This window comes from Streptomyces sp. NBC_01298 (genome assembly GCF_035978755.1).
Taxonomy (GTDB): Bacteria; Actinomycetota; Actinomycetes; order Streptomycetales; family Streptomycetaceae; genus Streptomyces.
This window is the reverse complement of sequence record NZ_CP108415.1, coordinates 68,898-90,543: the sequence shown is the minus strand read 5'-3', so window position 1 is coordinate 90,543 and position 21,646 is coordinate 68,898. Positions and strand designations below refer to the sequence as shown.

The 21,646-nt window shown below is 71.8% G+C and carries 25 protein-coding genes; 24 read left to right on the top strand and 1 reads right to left on the bottom strand.

What is annotated here, in order from left to right:
• Positions 1–147: 147 nt before the first annotated feature.
• The 24 genes from OG730_RS41690 to OG730_RS41575 all read left to right on the top strand — a co-directional run bounded on the left by OG730_RS41690 (position 148) and on the right by OG730_RS41575 (position 20,621).
• Positions 148–1,170: a DUF3427 domain-containing protein gene (locus tag OG730_RS41690; RefSeq protein WP_327309790.1), complete on the top strand. Its 1,023-nt coding sequence runs from the start codon at positions 148–150 to the stop codon at positions 1,168–1,170.
• Positions 1,171–1,632: 462 nt separating this feature from the next.
• A complete protein-coding gene (locus OG730_RS41685) occupies positions 1,633–2,559 on the top strand; it encodes a hypothetical protein (RefSeq protein WP_327309789.1) in 927 nt (308 codons plus the stop codon).
• Between the two features lie 258 nt (positions 2,560–2,817).
• The gene (locus tag OG730_RS41680) at positions 2,818–3,615 is read left to right on the top strand and encodes a YgjP-like metallopeptidase domain-containing protein (RefSeq protein ID WP_327309788.1); all 798 of its coding nucleotides are present in this window, start codon (positions 2,818–2,820) and stop codon (positions 3,613–3,615) included.
• Between the two features lie 397 nt (positions 3,616–4,012).
• Complete coding sequence (locus OG730_RS41675) at positions 4,013–5,083, top strand: DNA cytosine methyltransferase (protein ID WP_327309787.1); 1,071 nt, start codon at positions 4,013–4,015, stop codon at positions 5,081–5,083.
• 368 nt (positions 5,084–5,451) lie between these two features.
• Positions 5,452–5,841: a hypothetical protein gene (locus tag OG730_RS41670; RefSeq protein WP_327309786.1), complete on the top strand. Its 390-nt coding sequence runs from the start codon at positions 5,452–5,454 to the stop codon at positions 5,839–5,841.
• Between the two features lie 475 nt (positions 5,842–6,316).
• Positions 6,317–6,604: a hypothetical protein gene (locus OG730_RS41665; RefSeq protein ID WP_327309785.1), complete on the top strand. Its 288-nt coding sequence runs from the start codon at positions 6,317–6,319 to the stop codon at positions 6,602–6,604.
• Positions 6,605–6,966: 362 nt separating this feature from the next.
• On the top strand, positions 6,967–7,974 hold the full coding sequence (locus OG730_RS41660; RefSeq protein ID WP_327309784.1) for a hypothetical protein: 1,008 nt from the start codon (positions 6,967–6,969) through the stop codon (positions 7,972–7,974).
• 357 nt (positions 7,975–8,331) lie between these two features.
• Entirely contained in the window at positions 8,332–8,727 is a 396-nt protein-coding gene (locus OG730_RS41655; protein WP_327309783.1) for a hypothetical protein, read from the top strand.
• 493 nt (positions 8,728–9,220) lie between these two features.
• A complete protein-coding gene (locus OG730_RS41650) occupies positions 9,221–9,565 on the top strand; it encodes a hypothetical protein (protein ID WP_327309782.1) in 345 nt (114 codons plus the stop codon).
• A 158-nt stretch (positions 9,566–9,723) separates the two neighbouring features.
• Positions 9,724–9,912, top strand: a complete 189-nt coding sequence (locus OG730_RS41645; protein WP_327309781.1) for a hypothetical protein — start codon at positions 9,724–9,726, stop codon at positions 9,910–9,912.
• Positions 9,913–10,190: 278 nt separating this feature from the next.
• Positions 10,191–10,400, top strand: coding sequence for a hypothetical protein (locus tag OG730_RS41640; RefSeq protein ID WP_327309780.1), 210 nt, complete (start codon positions 10,191–10,193; stop codon positions 10,398–10,400).
• Positions 10,401–10,913: 513 nt separating this feature from the next.
• Positions 10,914–11,420: a hypothetical protein gene (locus OG730_RS41635; RefSeq protein WP_327309779.1), complete on the top strand. Its 507-nt coding sequence runs from the start codon at positions 10,914–10,916 to the stop codon at positions 11,418–11,420.
• 319 nt (positions 11,421–11,739) lie between these two features.
• Positions 11,740–11,976: a hypothetical protein gene (locus OG730_RS41630; protein ID WP_327309778.1), complete on the top strand. Its 237-nt coding sequence runs from the start codon at positions 11,740–11,742 to the stop codon at positions 11,974–11,976.
• 486 nt (positions 11,977–12,462) lie between these two features.
• Positions 12,463–12,795 carry a hypothetical protein gene (locus OG730_RS41625; RefSeq protein ID WP_327309777.1) on the top strand — a complete coding sequence of 111 codons (333 nt, stop codon included), beginning with the start codon at positions 12,463–12,465 and terminating at the stop codon, positions 12,793–12,795.
• Positions 12,796–13,148: 353 nt separating this feature from the next.
• Entirely contained in the window at positions 13,149–13,433 is a 285-nt protein-coding gene (locus OG730_RS41620) for a hypothetical protein (RefSeq protein ID WP_327309776.1), read from the top strand.
• A 155-nt stretch (positions 13,434–13,588) separates the two neighbouring features.
• On the top strand, positions 13,589–13,966 hold the full coding sequence (locus OG730_RS41615) for a hypothetical protein (RefSeq protein WP_327309775.1): 378 nt from the start codon (positions 13,589–13,591) through the stop codon (positions 13,964–13,966).
• Positions 13,967–14,136: 170 nt separating this feature from the next.
• Complete coding sequence (locus OG730_RS41610) at positions 14,137–15,279, top strand: hypothetical protein (RefSeq protein WP_327309774.1); 1,143 nt, start codon at positions 14,137–14,139, stop codon at positions 15,277–15,279.
• A 299-nt stretch (positions 15,280–15,578) separates the two neighbouring features.
• Complete coding sequence (locus OG730_RS41605) at positions 15,579–16,067, top strand: DUF6283 family protein (protein ID WP_327309773.1); 489 nt, start codon at positions 15,579–15,581, stop codon at positions 16,065–16,067.
• 226 nt (positions 16,068–16,293) lie between these two features.
• A complete protein-coding gene (locus OG730_RS41600; RefSeq protein ID WP_327309708.1) occupies positions 16,294–16,620 on the top strand; it encodes a hypothetical protein in 327 nt (108 codons plus the stop codon).
• A 261-nt stretch (positions 16,621–16,881) separates the two neighbouring features.
• The gene (locus OG730_RS41595) at positions 16,882–17,529 is read left to right on the top strand and encodes a hypothetical protein (protein WP_327309709.1); all 648 of its coding nucleotides are present in this window, start codon (positions 16,882–16,884) and stop codon (positions 17,527–17,529) included.
• 160 nt (positions 17,530–17,689) lie between these two features.
• The gene (locus OG730_RS41590) at positions 17,690–17,995 is read left to right on the top strand and encodes a hypothetical protein (RefSeq protein WP_327309710.1); all 306 of its coding nucleotides are present in this window, start codon (positions 17,690–17,692) and stop codon (positions 17,993–17,995) included.
• Between the two features lie 489 nt (positions 17,996–18,484).
• Positions 18,485–19,243, top strand: coding sequence for a hypothetical protein (locus OG730_RS41585; RefSeq protein WP_327309711.1), 759 nt, complete (start codon positions 18,485–18,487; stop codon positions 19,241–19,243).
• Positions 19,244–19,543: 300 nt separating this feature from the next.
• Positions 19,544–19,966 (top strand): hypothetical protein, encoded by a 423-nt coding sequence (locus tag OG730_RS41580; protein ID WP_327309712.1) that lies wholly within the window; start codon positions 19,544–19,546, stop codon positions 19,964–19,966.
• A gap of 229 nt (positions 19,967–20,195) precedes the next feature.
• Complete coding sequence (locus OG730_RS41575) at positions 20,196–20,621, top strand: hypothetical protein (protein ID WP_327309713.1); 426 nt, start codon at positions 20,196–20,198, stop codon at positions 20,619–20,621.
• Between the two features lie 101 nt (positions 20,622–20,722).
• Here the strand turns inward: OG730_RS41575 and OG730_RS41570 are convergent, their stop codons facing one another.
• Entirely contained in the window at positions 20,723–21,379 is a 657-nt protein-coding gene (locus tag OG730_RS41570; protein ID WP_327309714.1) for a hypothetical protein, read from the bottom strand.
• Between the last annotated feature and the right edge of the window lie 267 nt (positions 21,380–21,646).

The window sequence follows — 21,646 nt, the reverse complement described above, 5'->3', positions numbered from 1 at the left end:
GCCGCCGGCCTCCGGGCCCAACGCAGGGGTTGCGGGGCTTGGCAGTGAGCCGGTCAGAGTCCACTCAGCACCGACCACGCATCGCGCCAGCCGGTCGCTGCGCACTCCACTTGGCGCGCTCTCCACCTGCTGAAAGGGAAGAACCCGATGACCGACGACACCTCCTCCACGAGCGAGAGCACCCCCGCGATACAGCAGCGGGCGACGATCAACACGCTGGTCAAGGAGGCCAAGAAGATCGGCAGCCTTCAGCTCGCCGACTTCCTGAACGGCACCGGCCGCGAGATCACCGACGTGTACCGGGGCGCAACTACATGGACGACCATCCTGCGCCGCGCCGAGCTCGTGCCCACCCCCGCCACCGCTCTTCCCGGCGAAGCGGCTCTCCTCAAGCGAATGCACAGCTTCCTGCACGTCGACGATGCTGAGCGTGTGGCTGCCTACCAGCTGTTCACCGCCGACGACGCTCCCGTGTACGGCTCCCTGGACGAATGGGACCAGACCCTGGCGCGGATGCTCTTCTTCAACCTGTGGGACAAGGGCGGCTTCGCGTCCTACGCGGCTGGGCTCAACTCGTTGCGAGCCCAGCACGCGGTGCGCGGCGAGCTGAGCCAGATCCTCGCGTACCTGCTCAGCAGTGATCGCATGCACGACGGTCAGCCGCTCGGGGGAGCCCATGTGCACATCCCCCTGAGCGTCCACCACGCCTACAACCGGTCGGAAATCCTGGCCGCACTGGGCGTGGCCCGCCTCGGCGGCCAGATGCCGGGCTACTTCGCCCAGGGAGTGCTCTGGGACGCGGCGAACATGACGGACGCCCTGCTGATCACCCTGAACAAGAGCGAGCGGGACTTCTCCCCGACCGTCCGCTACAGGGACTACGCGATCAGCCGGACCGACTTCCACTGGGAGTCGCAGAATGCAACGGCGCCGGACTCCCAGACCGGTCAGCGGTACCAGAAGCACGCTGAGCGGCGGAGCCACGTTCTGCTCTTCATGCGGGAGAGCAAGGACACGGCCACCGGCAAGGCGATGCCGTGGGTGCTGCTTGGCCCCGGAACCTACAAGAGCCACACCGGAAGCAAGCCCATGGCGATCACCTGGCAGCTGCACCACCCCCTGCCCGACCGGATCTGGTCCCAGATGCCTGCCGCTCCGCCCGCCCGCTGACCAAGCTCGTTCCACGGCCCGGCCCCGCTCGTGCGGGGCCGGGCCGCACTGCGTCCGTGACCTTTCAGGCCTATGGACGCAATGGCTCCCGAACCGAGCCACTCCGTGTGCAACCACGCCACAGGTCACAACGAACTGCGGGCTCCCGTCGACATGGCGAGGCAGAAGGGGCGTCCTCGCGGCCCTTCCTACAGCCGTCGCCAACCCCTGTTCTTGGGGCCCACCTTCCGGTTCGCCGTCCCCGTGGTCGGTCCGGGCCGGACAGTCCGGGGTTGCCGGGCTAACCCCGTCGCCTCGCACGATGTGCTCCAGCTGGCCAGCAGTCACGAGGTCCTGGGCGACGCGGCCGGTAGACCACCAGCGGGGCCGCGTGGACGCGCGGACTATGCCGTCCCAGGCCCCGCGCCAGCAACGCGCAGTGCAGCGCCAGGCCCACCACCATCGCGTGAAGAGGACACTCCCATGACCAGCAGCCTCGACCAGTGGCGTGCCAACGCCCGCGCCGCCGAAGAGACCGGGCGGCAGGTCCGCCGCCTGTACAACATCGCCTACCGGGTCGCCCCCATCGGTCACCTCCTGGCTTCCCCCGACGCGACCACCAACGATGTCGCTTACGCCACCGCCCGGATCCCCCGCGCAGTATCGGCCGCAGCACGGATCCTGGCCCTTCCCGGCGTCGCCGACCACGCGGAGACCCCGTACGCGCGCAGCTTCATCAACGCAGCCGAGCGAACCCTCAAGGGAACCAGCACACGTCTACTGATCACCGCCAACGGGGCGCGAGCGGCGGCCGCCCAGGCTGCACACGAGAGGGACGACCTGCGCTCGGTCCTGTTCACTGACATCGAGCAGCGCTGCCGCAACCTGGTGGCACGCCCCCGGGACCGCCGGGACAGAGCCGATCGCGAAGCCAGCGATTCGGTGCTCGCCCTGGCAGCCCAGTGGGGCCTCCACCACGGCGGCCCGGGAGCTTCCAACCGAGCCATCAGCGGTGAGCCTGCGGTGCCCCACTACGTCGCCCACGAGGTCGCCCGCCGGGCGGAGATCCGAGCGCGCTGCACCGCAGGAATCCGCTGCACCCGGAACGCATGCCTTGAGTACGGTGCCGTATGGGCCGAGGACAGCACCGGCGCTCACGTCTTCCTGTGCCTGAGCTGCATACCTGTTGAGAACGCCGACCGAGTAGCCCGTGGGTTCGCCCCCACTATCCGGCCCGTACCTGACGGCGTCCCGGCCAGCGCCCGCTACGTCGTCTTCCTCTACAACGGCTCCGGCCGCGGGGGAGAGGAGGTCTCCTGCGACACCGCGCAGGAGGCCCAGTTCGTTGCCGAGACCATGCGCCCGTTCAACAACACCGGCCACCACATCCGTGTAGCGCTCGCCCGCTAGCGCACGACAACTGACTGAAGGGGCCTGCCCACCGCCGCGCGCGGGCAGGCCCCTTCAGCGTCTCCCGACTCGACGACTGTCGCCTCGGATCAGGCACCAGGCCTCACACCGCGCGCCGCCGGCCGTGACCTGGGCAGCCAGGGTTGTGGCACTAACCCCCGCTCATCGCATGGTTCCCACGACCAGGCGCTACCGCCTGGAGACCAATGCGGACGGCGGCATCCGATAGCCCGCCTCCCCAGAAGAGATTGGAAGGCCGTGCACGACACCAGGACCCTTGTTCTCGCAGCCTTGGCCAACGATGCCACCCTCGCCCGGCACATCCATGAGGTGAAGGTCAGCGGACGCAGGAAGACCCTCGGCATGACCATCACGCCCGGCGACCCGGGAATCACGGTGCATGTGCCCGCCGACACTCCGGCGGATCTGGTCATAGCCGCGCTGACCAAGAATCGTGAACGGATAGGAGCGATGCTGCTGAAGGCCCGCCGGTACGTGCCGGACCACCCCGTCAAGGAGCTGGTCGGAGGCGAGGGGTTCCTGTGGCTCGGCCGCTCCGCACGCCTGCGCATCGTCGACAATGCCGAGGTCCCTGTCTCTCGCCAGGCTCACCTCTGGATGCTCCTCTCCCGGGACGCCGTCCCCCTCGGCGGCAAGCCCCTGATCGACTGGTACATCCACGAGGGAGGCGCTTGGATCAACCAGCCCGACGAGGCCCCGTACTGGTGGCGGATGATGGGGGCCGATCGCCCCATGCCGGCTGTCGTCGTGACGGATATCGGCCGCAGGCGGTGGGGAGTACACGACGGCGCCACAGACAGGATCCGGCTGGCGTGGCAGACCTTCCAGCTCCCTACCCAACTCGTCCGACATGTCCTTATCCACGAGTTCATCCACGCCATGGGAATCTCGACGCACGGTCCCAAGTTCTGGCGTGCCTTCGAGCGTGGCCGGATCGGCGCACAACAGGAAGTCCAGCAGCTCAACGAACTGGGCTGCCGAGTGTGGATGGGCGACACCACCGTCGACACTCTGGGGAACTCCAGATCTCGATGACCACCGCGCCAGCCAAGTAGCAGGTACAAGATCAACGTCACGGCCCCGGTACCACGTGGCAGTACCGGGGCGGCTCTCGCACGCGGCAGTGCTGAATGGCCACGATCTACCCGGCGCGCGATCCCTCCGTCAGTCGCCGAGTCCGCCCCGGGCCGTGCTGCTCCGACTCGGGTCTCGAAGTCCGGACCAGGCGCGCGGTCCGCTGCTTGAGTCTCACGTCCCAAGTCACGCGCTGCGCGGTGCCAGTCCGCGTTGTGAGCTCTGACACCAACTACCCATTTACGTACCGCATTTGTTGGTTGCGCCGCTAATGCCCACGCATGGCTTCCTGGCTCGGTCAGCCCACCCCGGAGGTTCCGCTTCCGGCGATGGAGGATCGCGAATCGAGGAAGCGGCCATGAACGGCAAGTCCCCAGTCCACATAGTTGACCTGTTCGGTGGCCCTGGCGGGTGGGATCTTCCCGCGCAGCGGCTCGGTCTAGCCGTCACAGGCATCGAGAATGACCATTCCGCTTGTGAGACTCGCAGAGCCGCTGGCCTGGGAACCGTGGAGGGCGACGTGCGCGCCTACGGTCCCGCAGACTTCCCGGACGCCACAGATCTGATTGGCTCTCCTCCATGCCAGCCGTACGCAATCGGCGGCAAGGGTGCCGGGCGCCGAGCCCTGGACACCGTGCTGCACTTCGCCTCACTGCTCGCTGCGAGGCAGGAGATACGCTCCGGCCTTGCCACCTTGGACGACGAGCGCACCGGGTTGGTCCTCGAGCCGCTGCGCTGGGTTCTTGAGGCGCTGGACAGCGGACGTCCGTTCCGAACCGTGATGCTGGAGCAGGTCCCCACCGTGCTACCTGTCTGGGAGGCAATGGCGCAGATCCTGCGACGCGAGGGCTACACGGTGGAGACCGGCCGTCTGCACGCGGAGGCGTACGGAGTCCCCCAGACGCGTACACGTGCCATCCTGGTGGCCCGCTGGCAGGACTCAGTAGCACTGCCTGAACCCACCCACCGCCGCTACAGCCGCAACACCGCACAGGAAGACGGTCACCCCGCCCTCCTGCCCTGGGTGTCAATGGCGCAGGCACTCGGCTGGGGGATGACGCACCGCCCGGCGCTCACTGTCGCGGTAGGCACCGCGGCGGGCGGCCCCGACCCCTCCTGCGTCGGCGGCTCCGGCAGCCGGGCCACCCTGTACGGAGAGCGCGATGCAGGCCGATGGATCGCAGACACCCGACTGGCGCCCGCTGACTCGCTTCCCGCCTACCGCGGCGGCCGTAAGGACATGATTCGAGTGTCCGTCGCCGACGCAGCCGCTCTCCAGACATTCCCGCCAGACCACCCCCTCCAGGGGCCGCGGACCAAGCAGTACGAACAGATCGGCAACGCGATGCCGTACAGGCTGGCAGACGCGGTCATCCGGCAGGCCCTGGCTCCTGAACTGGCTGCCCTCCCCAGCGCACATGCAGCCTGAGCCTCCGCCCCGTTTGGCCCTCGGGGCCTGTTCCTGATGCACCCGCCCCCGGCCCGCGCAACGCGGTGCCGGGGGCTTTCCTGGTCTCATTACCACTCGCCCGGTCCAGCTGCCCGCCTCCTGGCCCCAGCAGCAGGACCGGCCGTCGGCTTCGGCGAACGACCGGCCCCATCCCGCCATCAAGCCATGCCGGGGGTGTTCGCGCTCAGTCCCATCATCCAGCGGTTGGGTTGCCGACCTTGCTTGACCGGCTGGCATGTTCAAGTCAGCTGCCCCGGGAGTTCGGTGACCACTCCCCGCTCCTCCCGGGGGCGCCCATCTCGGCGCCACGCCAAGCCACACCGCAGCCCTGACTCCTGGAGGACTCTATGAAGGCGACACCCAGCGGCTACGTCCTCGAATTCCCGCACATCCTGGAGGGACTGCGCGACGCCGCTGCCCAGTGCCGGAACCCCGCCCACCGTACCTTCGTGAACACCGCGATTGCGGCGTTCGAGCAAGAGGGACCCGACGCCGAACCACTTCTGAACGGCTGCCCTCTGCGAATCGCCCAGCTGATCTTCGACGAGGTCTCTGAGGCGTACATCACGACCCAGACAGCAGACCGTGTTCGCGAGCAAAACAGCATCCTGGCCCGCGACTTCCAGCGCCCCTACACCGCCCACCGCCGCGCTCAGAGCATCCAGGCACGGCGCGCACGCCGTATCCGAAAGGCCACCGGCATGGACAGGCTCCGTGCTCACCTCACGATCGGCTGATCGTCCCCCGGGTCCTCGGCACACCAGGCCAGCCCCAAGGTGCCGGGGCCCGTGTTGCGCTCCGGTGAGACAGGCACAGGACAGGGCTAGCGGGGCTTGGTCCCTCCCGGGGCAGTGTCCCTACTGCAGGGGAGAACGCTCCCGCGCCGCACCATCCTCAGAAGTGCGGGCGCGCCCTGCCGCCGGGCCGCCCACGTGGGCGGCCCGGCCCCTCGGCCAACGCCCAGCCCCGCCGCCGGCCGAGCACCCCTGAGCTCATCCGGCCCGTGCGACAAGCCCACTCGCGGGCCAGCACCACCGCGTTGCCCGCCTAGCCCCGGCATTGGCCACCGTTCGTCCACGCGCCCGCACCTGACGGGCCCAGCTACAGAAGGAAGCCCTTGTGTCGTCTCACCCTCATTCCGGATCCGCTCCCATTCCGATGACGCCCGCTGTCGAACCGGCCGCCGTAAGAAGGCTCGATGCCGAGGAAGCTGTGAAGCACGCTGTCGACACGGCAGTCGGAGCCGCACCTGTCCACCCCGGACTGATCCCCGCATGGACCTCGTGGCGCGGCGTCGTGCACGACCTCATCCACAGTGGCTGCCGGGCCGTCGGCATCGACCAGGCTGACGCCGTGCAAGGAGCCATCACGATGGCTGGCTACCAGCGCCGGACCACCGGCTCCCTCCACAACGAGATCGACGCCCTGACGGCCGCGGGAGCCTGGTGGCACCACACCCCCCACGGGGTGTTCTGGACCGACCCCGATCACGAGATCTGATCACAAGCCCCAAAATGGCCTGCCCCGCCCCAACGGGCGAAGCCGCCCCGGCCCGCTGAGAGAGGGCCGGGGCTTCCGTGTCTGTGCCCCGCACCGGCACAGCCCGCCGCCCAACACCCGGGCGAACCGTTCCGAGGCTGTAGCTCGTAGTAGGCGGGTTGCGGGGGTTGGCACTGCGGAGGGCAACGTTGACGGTGCCGGACGAGTTCGCGCACCACCCTCCCAAGTGTGGTGAAGCCCTCCGACCGCCCCACCCAGTCGGGGCGGCCAGGCAATCCCGGCCCCGGCCTGTAGCCGCGCCCTGACGGTTGCCCGCCGGAGCGTGCCGCACACCACCCACACAACCTGGAAGGGTCTCATTCGTGTCCGACCGGATCATGACCACGCCCGGCAGCACCGACCAGTTCACGCTCACCGACCGCCCTGTACCCTCCCTCTCCCACCGCTACCGGCCACTGCCCGAGGGCCTCAACACCACCCACCACACGATCGTCCCCGCCCACCAGGTACGCGACGGTGACATCGTCACCGCGTTCTTCACCGACGGACCCGGCATCCGCACCGCCCGGCACGCTCCCGAGGCGTTCACGGCGCACCCCCGCACCTACGGCACCCCCTGCCCGGCCGAGTGCCGGGCATGCGAGGACACAGCCGCCGCAGGCCTCACCGCGGACCGGTACGTGTGCCTGAACCCCGCCAACGACCGAGCAGACTGCGTCATCCGCTTCCGGAACGCCCCGGTCGCGATCGTCCGCGCCGACGTCGCCACCTGCTTCCCGCCTCTGGACACCGCACCGCTGCTCCCGGACCTGTTCACCTTCCACGACAGCGACTACGGCCCCTACGAGGCGCTCCCCGTCACCCGCGCCTGGGGCCCGTGGGACACCCTCAGCGTCACCCGGTCCACCGCCGAGCAGATCGCCCGTGACCTGCCCACCAGTAGCGCGGGCCGCCACCTCACATGCCAATGGCTGCACGACTCGTTGCTCATCGCCTCCGACCCCCACATGCGCACCGAACCGGGTCGCCCGGGCCACCTCATCCGGCTGGACGCCGAAGGCCGTTACCCGATTGGTGGCCTGTGGCGATGGGAGGCATGGTCCGCGCCCTCCTGCCCGGAATGCATGGCCAGCACGGAGCCGATCGACGTTGGGGACGAGCGGGTCTGGCGCTGCACCGGGCCCGACTGCACGCGACGCACCTACGGCACCGGCGACCCGGACGACGACGAAGACCTTCCGCCGTTTACCGAGACCGACGAGAACGGCGCGACGATCGTCTACCACGGCACCGGCGAGATCGACATCGAGGCGACAGCCGAACTCGCAGCCCAGGACGGCCCCGACGAGGACGAGCAAGAGGCTGGATAAGCGCGATTCCCCGGCACCGGGCCACGCAATGCGCGGGGCCCTAGGCACCGGCCTTCTCCCCGACGCCCCGACCCGCAGCCAGCGGACCGGGGCGTCCGCCTTTCCTGGATCTACCCCTAGCGGGTGTTGCGGGGCTTGCCCTCTTGTCAGGCACCGTCGGCACACCGGCCGAAGAGCGGTCACCCCCCTCGGCCGGCCAAGTCACCCCCGGCCGTAGCCCAGCCGCAGGCCCGGACCCACTCCCGGCCCGGAACAGAGTTGCACGCCCATGCCCATCAGGTCGCCGCCCAGGGCCCTCACCGCACCTCGCGGCCCCTCACGACCAGCTGACCCACCATCCGTCTGGAGGACACCACCATGACCCGCAACACCATTGACCTGACCGAGCTGCCGCACGTCTCCGAAATCGACAGGACCTACCTGCCCTGTCTGGAAGAAGAGTTGATTGCCGACCGCCAAGTGGTGATAGGAGACATCGGCCGCTTCCGCTCAGGCTTCGAGTACTACGCCCCGATCGCCCCAGACGAGACCGGCCGTCCCAATGGTGGCATGCTGTCCCTGTCCGAGGTGCAGGTGCGCCACATCCACGCGCGACTCGGACAGCAGATCGCGGCGTGGGACGACGAGGACGCCGCAGGCCTCTGCCCCGACAGCGACTGCGACGGCTACCTTCTCAACGACCGGTGCACAGCGCCGAACTGCCCCACAGAGATTGACATCCTCAGCACTCGCACCACCACCAGCCGCCGCTGACCACTCCAGCCGGCCCTAACGGCCCCCGGGTCGGGACACCCTGTCCCGACCCGGGGGCTGACTGCGTTCCCGCTCTGCCACCGCGCCCTCGCTGGCTGCCTGCCCTGCTACCCCGTCGGAGGAGCCGGGCCCGCGCCTCCACTCGCCGCCTGCGCGCCCCAGGTCCGCCGTCAGACGGGGCCGCCGTTTGCCGATTTGGGTCGCCCGCGACCTGCCGCCGGGGCGTGCCGTAGTGGTCCGGCAACCCTCCCGGCGCCCCGGTCCGCATTCAATTCAGCGGCCCGGGGCGTCCGCGTTCCCCGGCTCCCTCCGGCGAGGGTTGCGCGGCTTGCCTGCCTCGGCGGCACTGTCTGCTCACCGGCCGGGGGCGGTGCCGATCCAACCCGCTCCCCCGGCCTCCCAAACCAGCCGCGGCACGCAGGCACAAGCCAACCCCGCCCGCTGGGCGCACGCCCGACTGCCGGGCCGTTCACCGCATCGCAAGGAGTAGTCCATGAAGTCCAGCCAGATCACTGCGTTCCACACCGCCCTGGCCCGTCTGGCCGCCGCGGGTTTCCGCTGCACCGTCGAGTCCGACGGGAAGACGACGGACGAGTCCTGGGCCGCCTACCACTTCGCCGACACCTCACACCTCACGTGGGGTGCGATCAGTGACACCGGCGCGGAGAACTCCGCGACCCACCCCGTCAGCGCCCACCGAGCCCTGAGCGCCTTCTTCATCACTGACTACGGGGACGAGCCCCAGCTCTTCGACTCGGGTGACTTCGACCGGGACGTGGCCGCGCTCCTCGCCTGGATCACCGACCTCGCCGACACGCACGGAGCGTCCCAGCAGTAGCCCCACCCCACAGCCGCCCTGCCCTGGTGTCTGTCTCTGCGGACACCAGGCCGGGGACTGGCTCCCACCCCCGGCCGCCCTGCTCCCCGCAGCAGGCACGGCGGCCCGGCGGCACGACACCGGCCTCAGCCAGCCTCCGACCTAAGGACACCACCCCGATGCTCACCGCCCTGCTCCGCAGCCTCAGTGCCCGACTGGTGGCTGCCCCGCTGCGGACCGAGTTCTACCAGTGCGACCAGTGCGGCCTCCGCGCCTGGATCACCAACCACCCGGACCGCATCGCCCCGCTTCTCGCAGCGGTGAAGGACCACCGCTGCGAGCCGAAGCGGAAGTCCAAGTCTCTGTGATCAGCCCCGCCTGTCGACCGGGGGAATGGTCGTCTGTCGCTGCCCCCTCGTCGGCCCGGGGGTACACCGCGATCCGCCCCCGGGCGCGGCCGGCGCGGCCCATCCGGGTTGCCGTGCTTACCAGTTCCTCCAGCACGGTGCAGCCCCCGGAAGGCGCGGCCGCCACCTCGCCGTCACGGGGGAGTTCAGCCCGGCCCATCGGTTCGGGCGCCCCGTCATCAGCACACCACGATCCGGTACCCGCCGTGCCGGCATCTCCATGAGAAGGGAACAGGAACATGAACCGAAGCGAGCTGGAGGCGCTGCACACCTCGGGCGAAGAGCGGACCTTCACCGCGCGCTGGGAGCGACTCGGCGAGCCGTACAGCGAGGGCTGCCGGGGCACGGTAGAGCGCGTGGGCTTCCCGAACGCACCCCACACCGTGTGGGTGCGCGACATCGCGGGCAACCGCCACAGTTGGGACATGCGACACCTGTCCGTGCACTGACCCGCCAGCTCCCCGGGCGCCACGCCCCCGCTCCGTCTGAACCTCCCACGCCTCTCCCCGGGTGCCCCGGACCGCTGACCGTCGGTCCGGGGCACCCGACGTTTCCCTCGTTCCCGCACCCGCCCGCCCGCCCGCCCGTCCGGCCGCGTGCCGCTCGTATCGGGTGTTGCTCGGCTTGCCAGCCCCCGCTCCATGGTCATGCCCGTCAGCCGCCCCGCCCCTTGGTGGGAGTACCCGCTGTGACGCCGCCCGCGTCGACAGCGCCCCCGCCCCGGCCGGGAGGCCCCCAGCCCCCAGCCCCCATCCCGCCGACGAGCGGCAGCCGGGCCTTTGTCGGGCCGACCTACAGGCCGTCCCGCTGGGTGGGAGTCACACCCAGCTGAGGCTGTCAGGTGTTGGGACGCGGTGCCGCCAACCACTCGGCGCCTTGCCCCACTAGCCCTCCTCTCCGGCACGGTAGGTGCACCACCTGACCCGGGAATGTGGTCAACCATTTGCTGCCAAGGAGTTGCGATGTCTGATCTTCGCCCTGTTCGCACCGTCGAAGGTGTGCAGCGCTCCGGCGCTGTCTTCGTCGAGCTTGCCGCCCTGCACCCGAACCTGCCCGTCGCCACGAACTCGGTATCCCTGCACTCCACATCCATCTCCGTCCACCTTCACGGCAGGCACTCGCTCGAGCACCTCGCCCAGTGGGCGATGGTCTTGGGGAACTGTGCGCGCAGTAGTGGCAGCTACCCCAAGGACGGACTTGGCGGAGGCTTCTTCACCGAAACACGCACGGGTGTGTTCGCGGACACCAAGATCGAGGTCATTGCCTTCTACCACGCCTCGGCTGGCGCCGCCCCCCACGACCCGTACGGCATGACTGACCCCGGAGGTACAGCGCGCCAGATCCCGCTCAACCTCCGCAGCCTGTCCAATCCTCGGGCCCGTCGCCGCATGGTGGCGCTGAGCGCCCTCACGCTGACGGCCACCGCGACCGTCGCAGTCATGTGGGCCCGCCAACGACTTACCAACTGAGTCCTCCTGGGGCAGCGGTCGTGTCGGTGGCTGTGGAGTTGACTGCGACTCTGCTCATCGGGGACTTCGAATCCGAGTGCGGTAACTGCCACATGCCCACCCTCATCCGCGGAGTACACCGCCACTCCAAGATCCCGGGAGTGAAGCCGGAGCCCGGATGCGGAGCCCGTTTCGTGAGCACCGCCAGCAACTCCTGGCGGGTGACCCCGGACCACCTCCGTGCCGAACGGCCCGACCTCCCCGTGCGAGGCGAGGACACCGACTCCTGACCGAACACCACCAAGCGGCCCCCGGCACCCCTCAGCCGGGGGCCAGCCGCATGCCCTCCCCGGGGGCCGCCCCCGCCCACCATCTGGGCCCCGGCGAGACCGACACCGCGCCGCGCCTGTGGTGGTGCAAGGACGACGGCACCTACCTCCGCAGCAACGGCCGCTACCCCGTCCAGACCCGCGACGAGGACGGCCGCCTGTTCCCCGTCGTCTCGCCGACGGCTGACCGGGCGCTGACGCCACGACCGCCCTCGGCGGCGACGGCAGCTGCGAGTCCATCGAACTGACCACCCCCCTCCCCGGGGACGGCCGCACCCTCCTCGACGACCTTCGCACCGCCGCCGCCGAAGGCGCCACCCACTTCAACCTGACCATCCCCGACGACGGCGACTACCAGACCCCTGACCTACACCACCAAGTAGCCCCCCGGCCCGCGCCTGAACCCACCCCGCAGCGTGGCCCGCCTGCCCGCTGCCCGTCCGGCCCCTGAGAACCCGCAGCACCCCGCCGCACGGCACGGCGGCCGCCGCCGCACCCCAGCCAGGCCGAACGGCCAGCCGATATCACCTCACGCGCGAACAACTCGTCCAGGTCCTCGCGCTGGCCGAGTACCTGGCCGCCGCGAACACGGCCGGGTGAAAGCGGAAAGCGACGCGACGCCCTGGCCACGGCCGCTCACTGCGGGTTGTGGGGCTTGCCGCCTGCCGCTCCACGGTGTGCATGCACGACGTTCCGTGCACCGTCCGACGCCCGTCAATGAGCAGGAGGCCCCCATGAGCGTGATCCGATGGTGTGTCAGCACCCACAGCGGCAGGACCATGACCACCCTGTGGCCCGACCGCTCGTACGCCCCGGTCAACGTCTACGAAAACGGCTGGCTGGTCCGGGTCAAGGCCCGCGTCCGTACGGGTCACTGCCGGGCCTGCCTCGGCGTCGGCTGCGGGAAGCCCGAGGTCAAACCGTCCTACGACGGCCCGTACTCGCCTGTCCCGCAGGAGCTGATCACGCGTGGGCAGAAGCTCATGCCCGGTTGGCAGGCGGACCCTGCCGAACCGGTCGGCGTCCCGGTCGCGTGCACGCCCGCACGGCAGCCCACAAGCGCCTGAGGCTCTGCTCCGCGCAGCCCGGACCCGCAGGGTCGGGGCTGCGTAATGCCCACCGTCCCGTGCGCCGCCCTCGCCCCGCCCACGGCCGCGCCCCTCCCGTACACCGGTGCCCCTGGCCGCTCCCCGCGGTCCGGGGCACCGGCGTTCGCGCCCTGGCGCCCCGGCCCCGGCCGTCCCCGCCCGCGCCCGCCCGCCCCCGCCCCCGGCCGCGCCCCGTGTCGCGCCCCGGCCCCCGGCCGCTCCCCGGCCCGCGCTCTGGTCTGTCCTGGTGCCGGCGGTGTTGCCGTCCTAACCCCCGGCCCCCGCACGGTGCACCCCGCCCCGGTTCATCACTCCAGCGAGGAGCCCGCCCCGTGCCCACCGTGCCTACCGTTCCTGCCGCCCGCGCCCGTATCACCCGCCGCCGACTGCGGCGACTGCGCCGCCGCGACCAGTGGATGAAGGCCACCATCTACCCCACCCCCACCAAGCTCACCGGCGCCTATGGCCGCGGCTCCGCGCCCCTGCCGTTCCCCCTGACCTCCCCGCACGCTCCCTACCTGACCCGCCGCCGCCTCGACGTCGACCGCACCCCCACCAGCCCCTTCCCCCGCTACCTGACCCGCACCCCCAAGCGCTACCGGCGCTGGCCTCGCTGACCCCGGGGCTGGCCTTCCTAACCCCCCGCCCTCACACGATCCCCGTACCTGAACGACCGCCACGCACACGCCGGGCCGGGGCCGTCCAGCCCCGGCCCGGGCCCCGGCCTCACCAGCCCGTCACCCGTCCGCCCACACCCCACCAGGGAGCACCCGTGCAGTACCTGATCACCGACTCCAGCCGCCCCCTGCTCGCGGTCGACGTCCCCGACGACGACATCCGATCCATCGTCGTCGAACGCGCCGACCAGCCCGCGCTGCTCCTCGCCGGACTCGACGTGCACCCGGACGGAACCGTGACGGTCGGCCACTGGCCCAGCGGCGAGGACTGGGTGGAGGTACTCGACACCACCGGCGTCCCGAGCGCGTACGGCCCGAGCACCCTCCAGCCCGCTCCGGTGCCGCTCATCGACCCCCAGGACGCCGCCCTGCTCGTCCGGCTCCTCCAGACCGCGATCGACAAGCGCACGCTCCCCGGCGACCAGCACGAGCAGGCCGCCCAGCTCCTCCACCGCCTCACTCCCCGTCCCTGAAGCCCCGACCGCTCCGCCCGGCCGCGAGGCCGCTCGCGTTCGCGGGCCCGCACCCGCACCCGCACCTGGGCGCGGGCCCGCCCGGCTTCCGGGCCTTGCCCAACTAGGCGCCGGCCGGGGCAGTGTCAGCACCGCTCGCACCCCTTCCCCAACCGATCCGGAGACCCGTCATGTCCCGCACCCCTGTGAACCCGCCCCTTCCCCTGCCCGACCGGGCCGCGGCCTTCCTGTGCCCCCGCTTCACCCCGTACAGCCCCGGCCAGAACGACGGGTGGCACCTCATCTCCCGCAACGGCCGGTGGGCCGTCGTGTGGGACCTGGCCGACCGTGAGGGCGGCGAGACGCCGGAGCAGGCGGCGAAGCGGCTGGAGCTGGCCAAGGCCCTCGCGGCGGGCGGCTACGCCGTCAGCATGCCGTCCGGCTTCTACATGGTGTTCTTCGCCGACCGGCCCCACGACGACGCCGGGCCCCGGTACTCGGTCGTGACCGAGGACTCCGTACTCGGCGGCCTGCTCGGCGGCCCCCACGTGGTGATGGACACCTGGACCAACGTCAACATGGCGGCCTTCCCGACGGAGGAGAAGGCGCGCGAGCGGTGCACGGAGCTGGAGCGGGAGCAGGCGCTGGCCGACGCCGTGGCGAACTCCACCCCCAACATGGCCAAGTACCTCACGCGGGCGGACGAAATCCTCGGCGAGGGCTTCTGGTTCCTGCGCACCGAGGAGCACAGCGACACCGACCACCGGCCGCCGACCGTGCACGAGCGCGTCGACGCCCTGGTCGACATCGCCAACGCGGTACTGCGCAGCGCCACGTTCGAGCGGACCGGGCGCCGGGTGGCGTACGAGTCGCAGGAGTGCGACGTGGCGTGGTGCCCCAAGAGCAGCACCCCGGCCGTCGGCTACTTTCCCGGGCGGAACCCCGAGGACCGGCGCACCCCGCTCATGGACGCGGCGATTCAGCTCCTGGTCGACGCGGGCCTGACCCCGGCGGTCTTCGGCGAGCCAGTCGGCGACGGCGCCTTCATGGTCGAGCAGGAGGGATTCCAGGTGAACAGCGCCCCGCAGGCCCGGCACATATCCCCGCCCCTGTGGGTGTCCCTGTGCGGGCGCGGCATCGCGCTGGCCGAGCACGGGCGGGCCGTCGAAGTGCTGCAGGAAGCCGGATGGACGGTCAACCCGTCCGACTACGACGGCCTCCACGAGGCATTCCCGCCCGCAGGGACGGCCGCGCCCCAGCAGGACACGACGCCGGGCCTCTACCCGAGCGCCACGGACCGGGCGCAGGCCGTTCCTCCCACTCCCCGCCCCTGAAGCCCCGACCACCCACCACCCGGCCCTGGTACCGCACCCGCGGTGCCGGGGCCGGGGGCCGTTCCATGCCTGCGGGCCCGCCACCCCCGGGCCCCGGGCCGTGGCCGTCATGGGCCGCCCGGCCGCCGCCTCACCACGCCCCGCCCCACCGCGCCCCGCCCCCTTCCCGCCAACGTCGCGCGCGGGCCGGACCGTCCCGTGGCCGGCACGACCGAGGTGGTTGCGGTGCTTGCCCCCACCTCGAGCACGCTGCGGCAACTTCACCGCCACCCCGCCGCCACCCCGTCTCCGGCCACGCGATGCCCACCCCCGGCCAGCAGGCGCAGCAGGCGGCCCCCTTTCACCACCAGGAAGCCACCCCCGTGACGACCCTCCCGCCCGCACCACGCCCCTGCACCTTCTGCCCCTACAAGACCGAAGTCCCCTCCGGTGTCTGGTCGGAAGAGGACTACGCCAAACTCCCCCTCTACGACGGCCCCACCTGGACTCAGCCCCCCGGGCTGTTCCAATGCCACGTCCACGACCGCGACGACGACAGCGCCCGCGTCTGCGGCGGCTGGGCCGGATGCCACGACATGGCGGAGTCCCTCAGCCTCCGCCTGGCGCACGCGTTCGGTGAGATCAGCCTGGAGACCGCGCAGACCATCCTCGACTACGTCTCCCCAGTCCCGCTGTTCGCCTCCGGTGCCGAAGCCGCCGCTCACGGCATCCGCGAGATCCTCAACCCCGGCCCCGACGCCCGCCACGCCATCGGCAAGCTCCGCCGCACCCGGTCCGACCTCACCTGAACGCCCGCCCCCACCCCACGAGCACGGTGGCCCGCCCTGCCCGCCAACCCACCAGAGGCGACACCCCGCTCGCCCCCGCTCGCTGCTGGCGGCCCCGGGCTGCCCGGCGGGGCGGGTGTTGCGGGGCTTACCCGCCTGCCCGGCAGCGTCGGGTCACCGGCCGGGGGAGTGGTGACCACCCCCACCCCCCGGCCGCCCAGAGCCGCAACCTGTCAGGAGCATCGGCATGACCGTGTACTGGGTGTTCTTCCCGCAGACCCCCCAACATCCCAGCCCCGAGGCGCGTATGGAGCACGCACCGAACCTGTTCGTCCCCGAACGCGCCCTCCAGCACCGCGCCCAGCACCAGACCAGCAGGGTCTACTACGACGGCGTCGTCCGCCGGACCCCGCAGCCGACCGAGGACTTCCCCCAGGCAGACCGCACCGCCCTCCTGCACGTGTGGCGCCGCCGCAGCGCCGAACCGGTCCCGGACCTCACCGACACCCCGGACGAGCTGTGGAAGCTGTCGCCCAAGGGCGGCCTGGAACGCTCTCCCTGGCAGGCACGCTAAACACCCGCCCCCGCGCCCCCCTGCCCCCGGGACCACTCCTGCCGCTCCAGCCCGGCCCCGCGCCCCGGACGCCCCCCGCCCGGCTGCGGGGCTCACCCGGCTCCCCCCTGCCAGCAGCCCAGCAGCGGCCGCGCAACCCGCACCCGCGCCCGGCCGCGCCGTGTCCGCCCCCCTGATGCTTGCAGCGCTAACCCCTTGCCCCGCCACGGTCCTCCCACCGGCCCGCACCAGCGATGCCACCCACGGCACAAGGGAGTCCCCGTGACCTTCGACATGTACACCAAGGGCGCCACACCGAAGCAGGAAGAGGCCCTCCACCAGGCCGCCTGCACGGCCTTCGACGCCGCGGTAGCCGAGCGCAACGGACTGCCCGGGGACCCGCAGCAGCAGGAGGCACAGCGGAAGGTCGATGCCGCCTACGACAGGATGCAGAAGACGCACACCTCCCACTTCGGCCTGAGCAACTACGGCATGGGCAGGTACCTGGACGTCATGGACAGGCTCGGCATGCTCACCACCGACTACGAGCCGACCTCCTGGCCCGAACTCCCGGCCAGCCTCACATGGGAGGACATCGACGCCGCCGGAGAAGCCCCGGACACGCCGGACGACACCCTCCCCGTGAAGGCCGCCGCCCTCGACTACCTCCACGCGCTTGACGCGCACTTGTCCTGGCACCCGGAGCACCTCACCGGGATCGCGGCGCACAAGTTCACCTCCAACGACGGATGGCACGTCACCCCCAAGGAGATCGAGACCGCCCTGACCGCCTACCGCACCCACACCGGCGAGGAGGTCAAGGCCATCCTGAGTTCCGCCGAAGGCGGCTCCATCGACATCGACCGCTGGATGCAGTGGATCGCCTACCTCGAACGCTCCAAGGAACGAGAAGGCTTCGAGGTCCACTGACGCCTGCTCGGCTGGACCGGCCCGCCCGATCACACCGACTGGGCGGGCCACCCTGTGGCACCACCGCCCCGGCTGATTTGCCGGCCTTGCCGTGCCACCGGGCACCGTCCATCAGCCGCACCGCACCCGCGTGCCCACCACCCGCTGAGAGAGGCCCAGCATGAGCGACAACATCGCATCGGAACACACCGTCGGCGAGCACACCATCCACGGCCGCCGCGTGGAAGTGCACCGCCTGACGTGGAAGGACCACCCCGGCTTGAGCTTCGAGGTGATCGACGCCGAGACCGGCGACCTTCTCACCGAGACCGAGAGCTTCGACGACTACCCCACCGAGGAACAGCTCACCGCCCTGGTCGAGGCCAGCAACACCGCCGACGCGCAGTCCGGGGACGGGCACGAGGACTGCTTCGGCGCCCACGTCACTGCCGACGGCCACGCTGACTGCGACGGCAACGTCCTGTAACCCGGCCGGCCGCGACCCGCCTGCCGCCCCATCCCATACCGCGCTGCGCCCCCACCCCGCCCCCCGTCGGGAACGTCCCCCGACCCACGCCCGACCGGCTTCAGCGCCGAGTCGGCGCCGCCGCCAGGCCGTACGGCATGCACCGTGTGGCCCGGCGTCTACCTGGTCCGGCGCACCGACGGCGGACCCTGGGAGAACCTCCACCTGTCCGACTGAGCAGCCGCACCGCCCCCGCGACCCCGGGCCCGCGTCCAGCGGCCCGGGGCTTTCCATGTCCACGCCCCCAGCCCCGCACGGCGGCCGGGCCCGCCCCCCGAGCGTCCCGGGCCCGCGCCGTGCACCGTGCGGAAGCCCGCCCGGGACACCCCCATCGGTGACGGCTCCGCTTGTGAGGCTTGCCGGCTCCCGGGCCACCGTACGGACACCAAGCAGCCGCACCGCCCCGGCTCGGACCACGCCACCAGACCCGTACCTCAAGGGGAGCACCACATGGACCGTCGCAACGTCACCGGCCTCAACGGCCGCATCCACGAAGCCCTGTTCAACTCCCACACCGACGCCCTGATCGACGTCGCCTGCGACGCCACCCGCTACACGGTCGTGAAGCCGTACACGCTGTTCGACCCCGCCCAGCTCACCGACGCCCCGGCAACCTGCACCGACTGCCGCACGATCCTCGACGCCGCCCCCGGCGCGCCCCTCCACCCGGCCGACACCGCCCGCGAGTGCGCCAACACCCTGCTCGCCGACGCCGACAACCGGGGCTACCCGCCCACCCTGGACGACGAGGGCCTCCGGCTCGCGTTCGCCCGCCTCGCCCCGGACGCCGGACACCTGCGCCCCCTCTTCGAGCGCCTGGCCCGGGGCGTCTACGACCCGCAGAACTCGTACCGCACCCAGCCGCTGTACGCCCTGATCCAGGAGCACCTGACCGACACGCTCACCGAGCGGGCCCTGCAGGTACCCGCCAACACCCCCAAGGTGCTGGTCCGCTACGTGCGGTACACCGGCGGAGAGCTCCAGGCCCCCGTAGGGGTGGGCGACCGGCTGACCTATGACGGGCTCGCCTCCGGCCACTGGCCCACCGGCACGGTCACCGCCGTGGAGAACTCAGGCGTCCTCGTCGACTTCCACAACGGGTACCCGCCCCGCCACTACCACCGGCACGAGGTCCCCCGCTGCTTCGCCTTCAAACTGGACCGCGCTCCGCAGCCCACCACGCCCCCGGCCGCCACACCGCGTCCCTGACCCTCCCCGCCCGCCACACCAACACCGGCGCCTGCCACCCCACCCGGGGCGCCTCATCCCGGACCGCTTGGCACTACCCGCCTCGGCCCCGGCCCCCGCTCCTGGCGGCGCCGGGGCCGCCGCACGCCCGGCCCCCAGGGCTCGCCAACGCGCCACGCCCCGCCCGGCCGTGGGCCCACCAGCGCCCCCGGCCGGCCGCGCCTCCGTCTTCTTGCCGCGCTTGCACCCCGCCCGCGCACCGTGCTGCCCACCGCACCCGTCCGGGACACCCGGACCCCCGACCGGAAGGCAGCCCCGCCCATGTCCAAGTTCACGTTCGCCCTCGACGAGGTCGTCGCCGTCGCCACCCACTCGATGCTCGCCCCCAGCCACACGCTGCGCCCCACCTACGAGCAGTGCCTGAACGAGGAGAGCGTCCACGCCGCCCTGTGGTGGCTGCGTGACCGCACCGGCACCTACCTGACCGGCAACTCCACTCACACCGGCGCCCCCGACGACGCCTACGCCCGCGGGTATGGCCCCGGTGACGGCAACGACGCCTCCGGCGTCCTCGGCGCCGACGACGGGATCATCCACGCCCTTCCTCTGCATGACCCGGCCACCAGGGAGTGCCTGCACTCCGACCTGATCAACGCCAAGCACGACGGCCACAACACCCTGACCCTCACCCTGACCGACGACACGCTCGACCTGCACACCTTCCGCGCCGCCACCACCCCGTAGCCGTCACCACCCCACCCTCAGCCCGGCCCCGCGCCTCCCGGACACCACCGGCAGGCGCGGGGCCGACGCGCGTTTCCCGCCTCCAGCACCCGCCACCCCAGCCCGCGTCCCACCCCCCGACACCCGGCCGCCCACCACCCCCGCACACCCCCGCCGCCGCGTCTACCGTCGCGACCAGACCGCCGCCACCGCCCGCACCCGTACCCGCCACGTAGAAAGGGGAGCCCCTGTGCAGCACCAGACCACGATCAACGACCTCGCCGCCCTGGACGGCCTGTTCACCCTCGTCGACCGCATCACCGTCCCCGAGACCGACCCCAGCACCGGCATCACCGAGGAAGTCACCCTCCCCCCGCCGCTCATCCGCACCCGGACCCTGCGCGACGACACCGTCGTCTTCGTCCTCACCCCGCCCGGCATCCACGAGCGCATCCACGTCGCCGACGGCGCGCCCGTCACCGTCTACTACCGAACCCCCGCCCCCGCCCCCGCCCCCGCGTCCGGCCAGCACTCCGCACCGGCCGCGGCCGCCCCCCACCAGGCTGCACCGCCCCAGCACTCCGCGCCCTGGCCCCAGCCCACCGCACCCCAGGCCCAGCCCCAGGCCCAGCAGCCGGCCCCGGCCCCGCGCCGTCCCGCCGCCCCCTGGCAGTAACCCACCCCCCGCCCCGACGACTCGGCCCCGGCCGCCGCACCCCTCCCGCGGCAGCCGGGGCCGCTGCCGTTCCCACACCCCGCTCAGTCACCGGCGCCCCGCTACAACACCCGCTCACCACCCGGCAACACCGGCGCACCAGCCGCCGACGGCCCGGCCGGCAGCGGGGGAGCAGCAGCCACCGGCACCCCCCGCTCCCCAGACACCCCCGCCGCGCCCGTCACCCCCGTCCCCGGCCCCGGGCCCGGTTCCCGCTCCCGTGTCGAGGCCCCGTCCGCCTTCCGCCTCCCGCCCGCCTCCTGGCCGGTGACCACCCCACCCGCCGTGTCCACGGCGTCCGAGTCCCCGTCCTCACCGCCACCCCCCTCCTCCCGGCCCAACCGGCGCAGCTCCTTGACCCGCTCCGCCCCCACCCCCAACCGGCGCGCGCACCCGGCCACCGTCTCGCCCTTGTCACCCATCGCGACAACCACCCGCGCCGCCACCAGCCGCACTTCCTGGATCCGCGCCTGCCCGCGCTCGCGCACCAGCCGCAGCTCCGCCTCCACCTCGGCCGCGACCTGGTCCTCGTCCTCCCGCGCCAACTCGAAGTCCGCCGCCAGCTCGTCGAACTCCGCCTCCCGCGCCAGCCGCTCCTCCTCCGCCCGCGCCGCGGCCTCCCGCTCCGCCGCCACCCGCACAGCAGCCCGCTCCAACGCCGCGCTACGCCGCGCCATAAGCTCCTTGCCGCCCCGCGCCTTGCTCTTACTCGCTGCCACACGCCACCTCCTGGCCAAGAGGGGCCCGCCGGGCGCGGACCCACCTGCCGCCAGTCTGGATACGCCGCCACGCCCCGGCCCGGCCCCGGCCGCCCGCGTCCCACCCCGTAGCACTCCTGTCGCCCCGCCCGGTCCCGCTCACGGGACAAGCCCCTCCAGCCAGCACGGAGCCGGAGACGGGCACAGCACAGCCAGGGTCACGACTTCGGTGCTCCCCGTCCTGTCGTACGTAGTGCTGGCCCGGGCGTGGCAGCGGTGTGTCCGGTC

Coding starts and splice junctions, on each gene's coding strand:
- OG730_RS41585 (WP_327309711.1), top strand. CDS start 18,485: ATGGACCGTCGCAACGTCACCGGCCTCAACGGCCGCATCCACGAAGCC.
- OG730_RS41625 (WP_327309777.1), top strand. CDS start 12,463: ATGAGCGTGATCCGATGGTGTGTCAGCACCCACAGCGGCAGGACCATG.
- OG730_RS41605 (WP_327309773.1), top strand. CDS start 15,579: ATGCCCACCCCCGGCCAGCAGGCGCAGCAGGCGGCCCCCTTTCACCAC.
- OG730_RS41650 (WP_327309782.1), top strand. CDS start 9,221: ATGAAGTCCAGCCAGATCACTGCGTTCCACACCGCCCTGGCCCGTCTG.
- OG730_RS41580 (WP_327309712.1), top strand. CDS start 19,544: ATGTCCAAGTTCACGTTCGCCCTCGACGAGGTCGTCGCCGTCGCCACC.
- OG730_RS41635 (WP_327309779.1), top strand. CDS start 10,914: ATGTCTGATCTTCGCCCTGTTCGCACCGTCGAAGGTGTGCAGCGCTCC.
- OG730_RS41590 (WP_327309710.1), top strand. CDS start 17,690: ATGAGCGACAACATCGCATCGGAACACACCGTCGGCGAGCACACCATC.
- OG730_RS41670 (WP_327309786.1), top strand. CDS start 5,452: ATGAAGGCGACACCCAGCGGCTACGTCCTCGAATTCCCGCACATCCTG.
- OG730_RS41600 (WP_327309708.1), top strand. CDS start 16,294: ATGACCGTGTACTGGGTGTTCTTCCCGCAGACCCCCCAACATCCCAGC.
- OG730_RS41685 (WP_327309789.1), top strand. CDS start 1,633: ATGACCAGCAGCCTCGACCAGTGGCGTGCCAACGCCCGCGCCGCCGAA.
- OG730_RS41675 (WP_327309787.1), top strand. CDS start 4,013: ATGAACGGCAAGTCCCCAGTCCACATAGTTGACCTGTTCGGTGGCCCT.
- OG730_RS41655 (WP_327309783.1), top strand. CDS start 8,332: ATGACCCGCAACACCATTGACCTGACCGAGCTGCCGCACGTCTCCGAA.
- OG730_RS41630 (WP_327309778.1), top strand. CDS start 11,740: ATGCCCTCCCCGGGGGCCGCCCCCGCCCACCATCTGGGCCCCGGCGAG.
- OG730_RS41610 (WP_327309774.1), top strand. CDS start 14,137: ATGTCCCGCACCCCTGTGAACCCGCCCCTTCCCCTGCCCGACCGGGCC.
- OG730_RS41690 (WP_327309790.1), top strand. CDS start 148: ATGACCGACGACACCTCCTCCACGAGCGAGAGCACCCCCGCGATACAG.
- OG730_RS41640 (WP_327309780.1), top strand. CDS start 10,191: ATGAACCGAAGCGAGCTGGAGGCGCTGCACACCTCGGGCGAAGAGCGG.
- OG730_RS41645 (WP_327309781.1), top strand. CDS start 9,724: ATGCTCACCGCCCTGCTCCGCAGCCTCAGTGCCCGACTGGTGGCTGCC.